The organism is Ruegeria sp. K7 (assembly GCF_056531785.1).
In genome coordinates this window covers 19,582-31,336 of record NZ_JBQFMJ010000025.1, presented here as the reverse complement: position 1 = coordinate 31,336, position 11,755 = coordinate 19,582, and the positions used below count along the sequence as shown (strand labels likewise).

The following is an 11,755-nucleotide window of genomic DNA, read 5'->3' as shown; positions in this document are numbered from 1 at the left end:
AGTGTAACCGTATCCGCTTTGCACCGGCTGGATATGAGGACAGCCAGGACATTGTGGAGAAGCAGGGGCTTTCCATTCGATTTTTGAAGAATGGCACTACCGAGGTTGGGGCATTTCAGGTTGGCGCAGAAAACGCTGCCGTGCAGATCGTCGACAATTATCCGGTCGAAATCAGTTTCAATAGTAAGCAGGACTACGGTTTTGTACTGGACCAGCTTGCGGCCAATGCATCGGTTAATCTGTCGATGATTGATCAAGATGTCAGCTACGGAATCTTTGACTTAAAAGGTTCCAGCGCGGCAATTCGGTCCCTTCGTTCCGCCTGCGATTCAGGTGCTAGCCAAGGGGCCTCCTACGAAGCACCCGAAGGCATTGTCTATTGTGGTGGCGGAGCGATAAAACGCCAAATCGAATATGTAATTCTGGACAATCCAGAGGGGGAGTGGGACGCGCGAGTAACGGTCAACGGCGAGTCGATCAGAGCCATGACAGCCTACAGTTACTTCGGAAACTCTGTGCCGCCCGCCGGGTTTGTCGTCGCCCTACTTGGGGAGGACAGGTCCGAGTTTCTGATTTTTAGCGAAGGCTCGGCAAACTGGCTGGAATACGGGGATTACAGGTATGAACAATGCAACTGAAGCCACCTTCCAACCGGCTTCCCAATTGTCAAGCTACTTGAAACGTTTGGTATCTGCGATCCTGCTTGGTTCGAGCCTGGTTTGGACCTCACCAGTTGTCGCGGCTGACGTTTCGCAACTTCCAACCGGTTTGCGAGCAAAGGTTGATCTGGCGGTGCGGGCATGCGCGGAGTTCAACAACGGTCAGTTTGACTTAGATTGGGGCGCGGTTGAAAGGGTCGATCTCGACGGAGATCTACAACGCGACTGGGTTTTGAATGAGGCTGGTTTTGCGTGTTCGAGCGCCGCATCTCTTTACTGCGGAACTGGCGGATGCATGTCGCACTTCTTGATTGAAGAGGAGGTTCAATCCTTGCTCAACCAGGGCTGGACGGTTGTTGATTTTGGGCGTCAACGCGTTGTTGTTGCGGATATTCATGGATCCAATTGCAACGGAATAAACCCAACGCCTTGCGTCACCGCCAGTGTTTGGGATGCGGACGCTAAGACGTGGCGCTCGTCTGCTGGCGATTGGGAATAGCCGCGCCTCAACGAATGATTGCCAAAAGCCTAATGGAATTGAGCGTTATGTGATGATTTCGTAAGAAAAGACCTCTAAGTCTTCCTCAAAACCCCGCAGAGAATGCCGCCCCAATTTTTGCGGCTCTTCAGATACCAAGTTCACAAAATCGCCCGTTGCTAAAAGCCGCGCCTCAAGTTTTCGCGTCAGGCCCTCTAACCTGCTGGCTATAGCGACTGATGGGCCGGTTACCGTAAAATCCAAGCGCTTTTCAGTGCCAACATTTCCGTAGACAGCCGCCCCAGTGTGCAAACCAACCCCAAATTCAGCACGGTCTGATGGATCAAGTTCTTCATTCCTTTGGAACGCTTCACGCGCCGCGGACAGGGCTGCTTCGCACATGTCTTCGGGTAGTCTTCGTTGACCATCAAAAGGAAAGATCGCAAGCAACCCATCGCCAACGAATTTAAGAACCTCTCCGCCGTGATCGTGTACCGCCCCACCGACACAATCGAAGAATTGGTTAACCGTCGCGACATATTTTTCCGATGACAAGCGCTGGCTCAACGCCGTTGAGCCGCGCATATCGCTGAACAAGAGAGCACAGTCAATTATGCTGACATCTCCCCGGGCTATTTGACCGTTCAGTACGGATCGACCGGACAACTTGCCTAGATAGACCTCCATCAACTCAGCTGCCAAGAACTGCTCCGACAATACACGCGCTGCACCAAGCAAAGGTAAAGACAGCCGCGACAGACCATCTACCTCACGGTCTGTGAAGCCAGAGCGACGCTTTGTAGCAAAAGACACAGACGCGCCCAAAGCCCACTCCAACTCTCCGTCAAAGACAACAGTACGATTGCCGAATGGTGCACTGCATACGACATAGTCGGTGACGCCTGCTTCAGCGAGTTTTCGGAATAGCGGAAATTTGTCACGGGTCGCTTGATCAGTCAGATTTGCTCGCATGAAAGGAAACTTGATTGTGCCGTTCGCAAGTCCGTCCGCCAAGTCCCATACTTCCTTATTAAAGTGCTGTTTCGCAATCTCATTGGCCAATTTCGAATTCTCTCCGAAGGGTGCTTTGTCGAAGAGATCAGCCGTTACTGAGCTGCGTGGAAGAACGGTCCATTCAATACGATGGTTTGATGCATCCCAAGTTGCATCGAGCAATCCAATTACAGGGTGCATCATCAGGCGACCCAAGGAAACACGCGTGACCGGCACGCCACCATCGATCAGCCTGTTACTTAACTGCTCGACTAGTCCACCAAGGTCAGCATCAAAAAAGGCCAGCTTTTGCAGCCAATCTGCAATGCGGTCGAAAACATCCGCCATAACTTACACCTCCACCATCATCTTGTTACAGCCGAAAGCTCGTGTCATTCGGTTTGTCTTCGAACGCTCAGCTCTCTAGCGATGGGTTTGCAAATTCTCACGCGCGTTCGCTCGCGATATTGGCCAAAGCCCGTCAATTTTTCGAGCTAAGAAAAAGTGCCAGGCGCGACAGTCGATTGAGAAACGTGACTATTCAACTCTAAATTACTCTTTCCTAGGGCCTGTGCAGCGGTGCAACTAATGGCCGCTTTGTCCGCATTGCAGACGTTCAAGCAAGTTGCAGCGAGCGACCGCTAAGCGGACAAAGCCGCCGTTAGCCGCACTGCAGGGTTCAAAGACCTTCAGAGTGTCTGCTTGGCGAACAGAGCCGCCATCCGCTCAGCATAAGCCAACTACCGCTCTAAGCCCAAACCGGACATTCAAAACAAGACTTTGCCAATGTGGCTTTACGGAGGAAAGCGGTCATCTATTCAAGCCCCACTTGGTTATGCAAACTGCCCGAGCTGCCAATTGCCTCCTTCCCATGCTGGGTTGTCTGAGCCTACACGGTAGGCGTTAGTCAGTTCACGTAGAGAGATTTGCACCTGCGAAGCCGAGTGCCAGCATCAGAGATGACACGGCTCCAAGCCAAGCTGCAGCAACGCGGAAAGCAATTCCAACCCAAGGTTTCTTAAAGCGTTCTCTGACCCACAAGGACCCCCCCAATAGATACAAAAGACCAACATTGGCCCCGACTAAGGAGCCGGACATTGTGAACAATCTGTCTCTTAACGGCCCTGGCTCCGGGACAGACGCGTCTCCTATCAGAAATGCTCCGACGCAGACCAGTGCGATTGCAAACGGCAACAGTTTTTGGGGAAGAAGCGCGGCCGTCGAACACGCGGCAAAGGCGATTGCAAACATTTTTGCGTCGAGTTCTTCAAATCCGAAAGCTAAAACGAGGCCCGCAATATTCGCCACAAAAAAGCTGGGAAGCAGCCATTGCACCTGTTCCGGTTTGAACCCACCACCAAGCAAAGCAAGGCCCATAATGAGAAGCGCCTGCGGCGGTGTCGAAAAGGGGTGGATCAGCCCGACATAAAAGCCCTCAATACCGGGAAAGGCACTATGGGCCGAGGCAGGCCCCGCGACCAAAATCGCAAGTGGATAGCAGATTAGTCTGCACTTTTTCATTCTCTTAGGCTACACCAGTAAGAAACGCGATCCCGGCAAAAGCGATCAAGCCACCGGCACCCCTCACAGCAACTCTACCTGCAGGCCAGCGAACAAGCAGTCCGAATGCGATCCCAGTAAGGTGAAGCAACCCTGTCGAGATTACAAAGCCGACTGCATATGCAAATGCGTTTACCGTAGCCGGAAGTTCGGTGCCGTGCGCGTAACCATGAAAAATTGCAAAAGACCCCACAATAACCGCACATATCCAAATCGGCGGCTTGACAGCAAAAACGATCATTATTCCCAGTACAACAGCGGAAAGAGCAATGCCTGTTTCTATAGCAGGGATTGGAATACCGATAATTCCTGCTATCGCCCCGAAGGCCATGACCAAAGGAAAAACAACCGGCAAGATCCAGATTGCTGGCGCACCAAGAAACGCACCCCAGATACCAACTGCGACCATTGCAGCCACATGATCCCAACCGAGGATTGGATGCGTAAATCCTGCGACAAAGCCTCCACCATACCCCTCGCCAGAGTGGGCTTGCGCGGCAAAAGCAGTGAAAAAGTAAATCAAAGATATAGTGAGAAAACAGTAAGCTAAACGAGTTGGCAAAACGAACTCCTCATTCAAACAATCTACTGCAATTGTTAAGTCACGCATTCGAATAACTCAACATGACGTCAATGGTAAGTTTCGGCTTGAAGTAATCACTCTCTGCGGTGTGCGGATCGGCTGATTGCAGCCTAAATACTGACCTTCGATGAGCCAATTATTTCGCGCAGTCGCCCATGCCAATTGGACGGGAACGGATAGCGGTCATTGTTGGTGGTCATTCCGAGGCCTTTCGCCTGAAGGTCTGCATTGAGTGGCAGCGGACGTTCGCTGAAATCTTCTGAACGACCGAAGTGCGGACTAATCTGCCGTTGGTGTGTTCTGCTCGAACCACCGCTTTTTGCACTTTGCAAACGCGGCGAAAACACCTCGGGAGGATTGCAAATCTGGCAGCGAGACTAGGGCAATGTGGCAATCGCTTCTAAAACCGAACACTTATCAAGCCTCTGAGAAGCGCAATTCCCGTCAGCGCTATCTGGGTTTTCTTATCGGTACGGGAAGCTTGATTTTTGCGGTTTGTTTTCGTCTCGCCTAAGTAATAGACACTTGATGCGATGTTTTCTGGGAGAGTGGCTGTCCTCCTAAAGTCCCGGGTCGCTTACGTTTAGAAATTCAGCACCGAGTTGAACGATTGACATGCATTTGCGGTTGGTATGCTATCCACAACCATAACGTTCGCAGAAATTTGCGACACAGTATCGTGAATTCAATGCGGTTAAACGACTGCAATATGGGAGAAAATGATGAAAAAACCAATACTCGTACTGGCGCTGTTGATGACGACGACGTCTTTGGCCACTGCCGAAACCCTGCGTTGGGCGCGCTCGGGCGATGCGCTGACGCTTGATCCGCATTCGCAGAACGAAGGGCCCACCCATACCGTGCGCCACCAGATGTACGAACCTCTGATCATCCGCGACACATCTGGCGCGTTCGAGCCCGCATTGGCCACCGACTGGAACCCCAGCGAAAGCGATCCGAATGTCTGGGTGTTCAACCTGCGTCAGGGGGTGAAGTTCCATGACGGTGCCGATCTTACCGCAGAAGACGTGGTGTTCAGCATCAATCGCGCGAAACAGCCGAACTCGGACATGAAAGAACTGATCAACTCGATTGTCGAGGTGCGCGCGGTCGATGACCATACGGTCGAGATCGTGACCGACGGTCCGAACCCGATCCTGCCTGCAAACCTGACCGACCTGTTCATCATGGACAAAGGCTGGACCGAAGCGAACAACACGGTCGATGTTCAGGATTTTGAAGGCGGCGAGATCACCTTCGCGACTACTAACGTGAACGGCACTGGTCCTTACAAGCTGGTCAGCCGCGAACCCGACGTAAAGACCGTCATGCAGCGAAACGAGGATTATTGGGGCCGCGATCAGTTCCCAATGGCAATCAGCGAGATTATCTACACGCCCATCCAGAATAACGCGACGCGCGTCGCGGCTATGCTGTCCGGCGAGGTGAATTTCCTTCAGGACATGCCGGTTCAGGACTTGGAACGGGTAAACGCTGCGGATGGCCTTGTAGTCAAACAGGCGCCGCAGAACCGGGTGATCTTTTTCGGGATGAACCAGGGCGCAAATGATATCGAAGCCGACAACGTCGATGGCAAGAACCCCCTTGCAGATGTGCGCGTACGTCAGGCGATGTCCAAGGCGATCAACCGCGATGCCATCAAGCAGGTGGTCATGCGCGGTCAGTCGCAACCCGCCGGGATGATTGCACCGCCCTTCGTGAACGGCTGGACGGCTGATATGGACGCCGAAAGCAGTACTGATGTTGAAGCAGCAAAAGCGCTTCTGGCTGAAGCGGGCTATCCTGATGGCTTCTCAATCCGTCTTGACTGCCCCAATGATCGATACATCAACGACGAAGGTATCTGCCAGGCGGCCGTCGGGATGCTTGGTCAAATTGGCATTACCGTGAATCTGGATGCCAAACCCAAGGCGCAACATTTCCCGCTGATCACCGATGGAAAGACCGACTTCTACATGCTGGGCTGGGGCGTTCCGACATACGACTCGGAATACATCTTCAACTTCCTGGTTCATGGCCGTGAAAGTGACATCGGTACCTGGAACGGCACTGGCTTTAATGATGATGAGCTTGACGCCAAGATCAAATCGCTTGCCTCAAACACAGACCTTGTTGCCCGCGACCAGGACATAGCCGACATTTGGCGTGTAGTGCAGGATGAGCAGCTGTACATCCCGATCCACCATCAGGTGCTGAACTGGGGCATGGCTGAAAATCTGGCCATCGAGGTCGATCCCGAGGATCAACCCATGGTGAAGCACTTCGGTCTGAACTAAGCTGAGCGGCGGGCCTCGGGATGCGGGGCTCGCCGCCACATATGTGGGAGCTATTATGAGACGTCCGACCACTGCCGCGCTAATGTGTGCGCTTGCGTTACCCGTATCAGCCGAAGAGTTCACGTTTGCGGTCACGACCGACCCGCAAACGCTGGACCCGCATGCAGTCAATTCCGCCCCCGTTTTGGGGTTTCTGAATAACGTCTACGAAGGGCTCGTCCGTCGGGGCAAAGATATGTCCATCGAACCGGCGCTGGCGACCAGCTGGGAGACCATTGGTGACGGCGCAGGCTGGCGGTTCAATCTGCGGGAAGGCGTGACGTTTCATGATGGGTCTGAGTTCAACGCAGATGATGTGATATTCTCGTACCAGCGTGCCTCGGATGAAAATTCGGATACCCGTAGCTGGTTCGCTCCGGTCAGCGAGGTGGTGAAGGTCGACGACTACACCGTTGATGTCATGACGACCGCGCCCAATCCGATCTTTCCAGACAGCATCGCCAACTGGATGATCCTTGATAGCGGGTGGGCCGAGGCGAATGACGCCACATTGCCTGACAAAGAGGCTGGCAACCACGCGACACTGAACGCCAACGGCACCGGCGCATTCCGTGTCACTGCGCGAGAGCCGGGTTTGCGCACCGTTCTGGAACCATTTGACGGTTGGTGGGGTGAGGCAGAGCATAACCTGACCCGCGCTGAACTGGTGCCCATCCAGAATCCTGCAACAGCGCTGGCGGCGTTACTGTCGGGTGATGTGGACTTTATCAATCCTGTCCCAATTCAGGACGTCGCCCGGTTGCAAGGGAACCCGGACGTAAAGGTCATTCAGGGTATCGAAGCGCGCGTTATCATGCTGGGCTTTGATCAGCAGGAGGGCGCAAGCGAAGCAGGGCAAGGCAGTTCTGATCTGTTCCGTGACCCGCGCGTTCGTGAGGCCGTAGCCAAGGCTGTCAACGTGCCGGCCATCTTGCAAACCATCATGCGCGGCAACGCCGAGGTGGCGAGCCAACTTGTCAGCCCAGCAATGCGAGGGTTCTCGGTTGCAAACGCGGACCCGTATGCCTTCGACCCCGAAGGCGCGAAGGCGCTACTGGTTGAGGCCGGTGCTGAAGGCGCTGAAGTTAGCTTCAAATGTTCCAACAATCGCTACCTGAATGACGAGTCCGTCTGCCAGGCGATCACAGCCATGCTGACGCAGGTTGGATTGAAAGTAACACTCGATGCAATGCCCGTTCAGAACTACTGGCCGGAACTGCGGGCTGACAATTTCGACATGTATCTGCTGGGATGGTCGCCCGGGACTTTCGACGCCGAACATCCGGTGCGTTTTCTCGCCTCGACCCCCAATGAGGAAAAGAAACTGGGCTCTTGGAACTTTGGCGGTTACTCCAACGCCCGCGTGGATGAATTACTGCCAATGATCCAGTCCGAAATTGACGAAACCAAGCGTCAGGCGATGCTGGATAAGGTCGCAAGTATCTTGCAGGACGAAGTGGCCTATGTGCCCCTCTACGTCCAACCGCTGGTTTGGGGCGCGCGCAGCAATATCGAGTTGACGCAACGGCCTGATAACTTCTTCCTTCTGCGCTGGGTCACGGTCAACTAAATGCTGTCATACATTATCAGGCGTGTGGCCCAGTCGGCGCTGGTCCTTTTTGTTGTAGGCCTTGTTGCCTTTTCCATGTTCCGCTTTGTCGGCGACCCGATCGACAACATGCTGGGGCAGGAACGGACGATGGAAGATGTGGAGCGTCTGCGCAGCCAGTTGGGCCTCGATCAGCCGTTTCCGGTGCAATATGTGAAGTTTCTGAAAGAGGCCGTACAGGGCAATTTTGGCGTCAGCTTCCGTCAGGGCCGCCCGGTCGCCGAGATTTTGTCTGAACGCGCACCAGCAACGCTGGAACTGGCGATCGTCTCGGCTGTGTTCGCGATTGTCCTTGGCATCGCCCTGGGCGTTTTCACCGCCATCAGGCGGGATGGCTTTGCGGCGAATTTCATCATGTCGGCCTCACTGATCGGGGTGTCCTTGCCCACTTTCCTGATCGGCATCCTGCTCATTTATATCTTCTCGGTCGAACTTGGCTGGCTTCCCAGTTTCGGACGCGGAGAGGTCGTGGATCTGGGATGGTGGAGCACCGGTTTGCTGACCGCAAGCGGGCTTAAGGCATTGATTTTGCCTGCAATAACACTCGGTCTATACCAAATGACTCTGATCATGCGTTTGGTGCGGTCTGAAATGTTGGAAGTTCTCCGGCAGGACTATATCCGCTTTGCCCGCGCCCGTGGCCTGAGCGATCGGACCATAAACTTTCGCCACGCACTGAAAAACACGATGGTCCCGGTGATCACCATCATCGGCCTGCAATTGGGGGCCATTATCGCCTTTGCCATCATCACCGAGACGGTGTTCCAGTGGCCAGGCCTTGGCCTTCTGTTTATCAACGCAATCCAGTTCGTGGATATTCCTGTCATGGCGGCTTACCTGATGATGATCTCGGTCATCTTTGTCACCATCAACCTAGCGGTCGACATTCTCTACGCATTCATCGACCCGCGCCTGAGGGTCAGCGCATGAGTCGTGTAAGACGCATTCTGGACAGCGACCAGTTCTACGCCTTTCGCCGGTCGCCTGTGGCCATGGTATCGGCCGCGGTCGCGTTGGTTCTGATCCTCGCAACGATCCTGGCACCGCTGATTGCGCCGACGAACCCGTTTGACCCGTCCAGCCTGAACCTAATGAATGGCTTCACCCCACCGATGGAGCCGAATGCCTTTACCGGTGAAAGCTTCCTTATGGGCACCGACGATCAGGGGCGGGATGTGTTCTCGACCATCCTGTACGGGATGCGGATTTCGCTGTTTGTCGGGGTGGCCGCGGTTCTGTTTGCCATGGTTCTGGGGATCATTCTGGGCTTGCTGTCCGGCTATTTCGGCGGCTGGACCGAAACGATCATCATGCGCACGGCCGATGTGCAGCTGACTTTCCCGTCGATCCTTCTGGCCATGTTGATCTTTGGTATCGCAAAGGGCGTCACACCCGTTGAGTATCGCGACCAGATGGCGATCTGGGTGCTGATCCTTGCCATCGGCCTGTCTGACTGGGTGCAGTTCGCCCGTGTCGTCAGGGGCGCGACTTTGGTTGAGAAGAACAAGGATTATGTCGCCGCCGCGCGCATTATCGGGCAAAGCCCACTGACGATCATGCTGCGCCACATCCTGCCCAATGTGCTGTCACCGGTATTGGTGATCGCAACAATCTCACTGGCTCTGGCGATCATTGCCGAGGCGACGCTCAGCTTTCTGGGCGTTGGTGCGCCGCCTACGCAACCCTCGCTGGGTACCTTGATCCGCATCGGACAGGGTTTCCTGTTCTCGGGCGAGTGGTGGATCCTGTTCTTCCCGGCCTGCACTCTGCTGGCGCTGGCGTTGAGCGTGAACCTGCTGGGCGACTGGTTGCGCGATGTTCTGAACCCGAGGCTGAAATGACTGATCCCGTTCTTTCTATCCGCAACCTGACGGTGGAAATCCCGACCCGCCACGGCGTTTTCAAGCCGGTGGAGCACGTGACCTATGATCTGCATCCTGGCGAAATTCGGGGGGTCGTTGGCGAAAGCGGCGCTGGTAAATCCATGACCGGCAATGCTGTGATCGGCCTGCTGGACCCTCCGGCCCATGTGTCCGAGGGCGAGGTCTGGCTAAACGGTCGCAGGATCGACGAACTGGATGCAGAGGACAAGCGCAGAATCCGGGGCAAGGAGATCGGAATGATCTTTCAGGACCCGCTGACCTCGCTCAATCCGCTATTCACAGTGGGTCAGCAACTGGTGGAGACGATCCAACTGCACCTGGGCCTGTCTGCAACAGCGGCCAAAAAGCGTGCCATTGCACTGCTGGACCGCGTCTCCATCCCCGACCCGGCGGATCGGTTCAATCAGTATCCGCACCAGTTTTCCGGCGGGATGCGCCAGCGGGTTGTGATCGCCTTGGCCTTGTGCTCCGAACCCAGCGTCCTGATCGCGGACGAACCCACAACGGCCTTGGACGTGTCCGTTCAGGCGCAAGTACTGGACCTGATCAAGGAACTGGCGAAGGAGCGTCAGGTTGGAGTAATCCTCGTGACGCACGACATGGGTGTTATCGCCGACACCACTGATACGGTCACCGTCATGTATTCCGGCCAAGTGGTCGAAAGCGGCACGACCGATCAGATCCTTGGCGCGCCCACGCATGATTACACCAAATCCCTGATTGCCGCCGTGCCACGACCTCACACCAAGGTAGAACGCTTTCCGGTGGTCAGCTATGGCGAGCGGGCAAGAACCTTCAAGATTGATGATCTGGCGGCGCATTGGGACAAAACCGAGTTGTCAGAATCCGGTAAGCTGCTTGAAGTCGAGAACATCACGAAAACGTTCCTGCAAAAGGGCGGCCTGCTGCCATCGCAGCGGCGTTACTTCACCGCCGTCGATCAGGTCAGTTTCGACATTCGCGATGGTGAGGTATTTGGTCTTGTTGGCGAAAGTGGCTCTGGCAAGTCCACCGTCGCGCGGATGATCGGCACGCTGTATCCAGTGGACGGTGGCCGCGTGATCTTTGACGGTCAGGATGTGACGGCCATGGGAGCAGACGCCCTGCAGGCCTATCGCCGCCAAATTCAAATGATCTTTCAGGATCCTTTCTCCAGCCTCAATCCACGAATGAGGGTCGGGGACCTCGTGGCCGAGCCAATCCATCACCACAAAATCCTGCCCAAGTCCGCTATCGAACCGCGGGTGCGCGAATTGCTTGACTGGGTTGGGTTGGCCAAGGACGCGTGGCGTAAGTATCCACATGAATTTTCCGGCGGGCAGCGGCAACGCATTTGTATTGCCCGCGCCCTTGCAACTCAGCCCCGTTTTCTGATCTGTGATGAGCCGACCAGCGCCCTGGATGTGTCCATTCAGGCGCAAATCCTGAACATTCTCAAAGACCTGCAAGACTACCTCGGCTTGACTATGCTCTTTATCAGCCATGATCTCCCGGTCGTACGTCAGATGTGTGACCGAGTGGGCGTGATGCGTCATGGGAAGCTGCTTGAAGTTCAGAAGACGGACTCTTTGTTCGTATCTCCAGAGCATCCGTATACACGGGAACTTTTGGATTTGATGCCCCGGCTAAAGCAATTGGCGTAATTTTACCGACT

Annotated in this window: 10 protein-coding genes; 7 read left to right on the top strand and 3 right to left on the bottom strand. The window is 54.8% G+C overall.

The features are described from left to right. Both ACR0FE_RS22620 and ACR0FE_RS22615 read left to right on the top strand, forming a co-directional pair. The coding region (locus ACR0FE_RS22620; RefSeq protein ID WP_480915401.1) for a hypothetical protein at positions 1-638 on the top strand (638 nt) is incomplete at its 5' end. Further along, complete coding sequence (locus ACR0FE_RS22615) at positions 622-1,158, top strand: hypothetical protein (RefSeq protein ID WP_480915399.1); 537 nt, start codon at positions 622-624, stop codon at positions 1,156-1,158. The genes ACR0FE_RS22620 and ACR0FE_RS22615, both read left to right, overlap by 17 nt. 45 nt (positions 1,159-1,203) lie before the next feature. Here the strand turns inward: ACR0FE_RS22615 and ACR0FE_RS22610 are convergent, their stop codons facing one another. From ACR0FE_RS22610 to ACR0FE_RS22600, 3 genes are all read right to left on the bottom strand, one after another. Further along, positions 1,204-2,478, bottom strand: coding sequence for an adenylate/guanylate cyclase domain-containing protein (locus ACR0FE_RS22610; protein WP_170612371.1), 1,275 nt, complete (start codon positions 2,476-2,478; stop codon positions 1,204-1,206). A gap of 564 nt (positions 2,479-3,042) precedes the next feature. Continuing rightward, positions 3,043-3,651, bottom strand: a complete 609-nt coding sequence (locus ACR0FE_RS22605; protein WP_170612369.1) for a HupE/UreJ family protein — start codon at positions 3,649-3,651, stop codon at positions 3,043-3,045. A gap of 4 nt (positions 3,652-3,655) precedes the next feature. Next, the gene (locus tag ACR0FE_RS22600; protein WP_170612367.1) at positions 3,656-4,300 is read right to left on the bottom strand and encodes a HupE/UreJ family protein; all 645 of its coding nucleotides are present in this window, start codon (positions 4,298-4,300) and stop codon (positions 3,656-3,658) included. Between the two features lie 692 nt (positions 4,301-4,992). On the opposite strand from ACR0FE_RS22600, the gene ACR0FE_RS22595 reads away from it, so the two are divergent. Genes ACR0FE_RS22595 through ACR0FE_RS22575 form a run of 5 tightly spaced genes read left to right on the top strand, consistent with a single transcriptional unit; the run spans position 4,993 to position 11,744 of the window. Then, on the top strand, positions 4,993-6,570 hold the full coding sequence (locus ACR0FE_RS22595; RefSeq protein ID WP_480915396.1) for an ABC transporter substrate-binding protein: 1,578 nt from the start codon (positions 4,993-4,995) through the stop codon (positions 6,568-6,570). Between the two features lie 55 nt (positions 6,571-6,625). Continuing rightward, entirely contained in the window at positions 6,626-8,179 is a 1,554-nt protein-coding gene (locus ACR0FE_RS22590) for an ABC transporter substrate-binding protein (protein WP_480915394.1), read from the top strand. Then, positions 8,180-9,148: an ABC transporter permease gene (locus ACR0FE_RS22585; protein WP_170612361.1), complete on the top strand. Its 969-nt coding sequence runs from the start codon at positions 8,180-8,182 to the stop codon at positions 9,146-9,148. Next, entirely contained in the window at positions 9,145-10,059 is a 915-nt protein-coding gene (locus tag ACR0FE_RS22580; RefSeq protein ID WP_170612359.1) for an ABC transporter permease, read from the top strand. Before ACR0FE_RS22585 ends, ACR0FE_RS22580 begins: the two co-directional genes overlap by 4 nt. Continuing rightward, complete coding sequence (locus ACR0FE_RS22575) at positions 10,056-11,744, top strand: ABC transporter ATP-binding protein (RefSeq protein WP_170612357.1); 1,689 nt, start codon at positions 10,056-10,058, stop codon at positions 11,742-11,744. The genes ACR0FE_RS22580 and ACR0FE_RS22575 overlap by 4 nt, the downstream gene beginning before the upstream one ends. The last annotated feature ends 11 nt before the right edge of the window (positions 11,745-11,755 follow it).

Bases quoted from the DNA above. Each gene is read 5' to 3' on its own strand.
- ACR0FE_RS22580 (WP_170612359.1), top strand. From the start codon at position 9,145: ATGAGTCGTGTAAGACGCATTCTGGACAGCGACCAGTTCTACGCCTTT.
- ACR0FE_RS22600 (WP_170612367.1), bottom strand. From the start codon at position 4,300: ATGCGTGACTTAACAATTGCAGTAGATTGTTTGAATGAGGAGTTCGTT.
- ACR0FE_RS22610 (WP_170612371.1), bottom strand. From the start codon at position 2,478: ATGGCGGATGTTTTCGACCGCATTGCAGATTGGCTGCAAAAGCTGGCC.
- ACR0FE_RS22590 (WP_480915394.1), top strand. From the start codon at position 6,626: ATGAGACGTCCGACCACTGCCGCGCTAATGTGTGCGCTTGCGTTACCC.
- ACR0FE_RS22595 (WP_480915396.1), top strand. From the start codon at position 4,993: ATGATGAAAAAACCAATACTCGTACTGGCGCTGTTGATGACGACGACG.
- ACR0FE_RS22585 (WP_170612361.1), top strand. From the start codon at position 8,180: ATGCTGTCATACATTATCAGGCGTGTGGCCCAGTCGGCGCTGGTCCTT.
- ACR0FE_RS22575 (WP_170612357.1), top strand. From the start codon at position 10,056: ATGACTGATCCCGTTCTTTCTATCCGCAACCTGACGGTGGAAATCCCG.
- ACR0FE_RS22615 (WP_480915399.1), top strand. From the start codon at position 622: ATGAACAATGCAACTGAAGCCACCTTCCAACCGGCTTCCCAATTGTCA.
- ACR0FE_RS22605 (WP_170612369.1), bottom strand. From the start codon at position 3,651: ATGAAAAAGTGCAGACTAATCTGCTATCCACTTGCGATTTTGGTCGCG.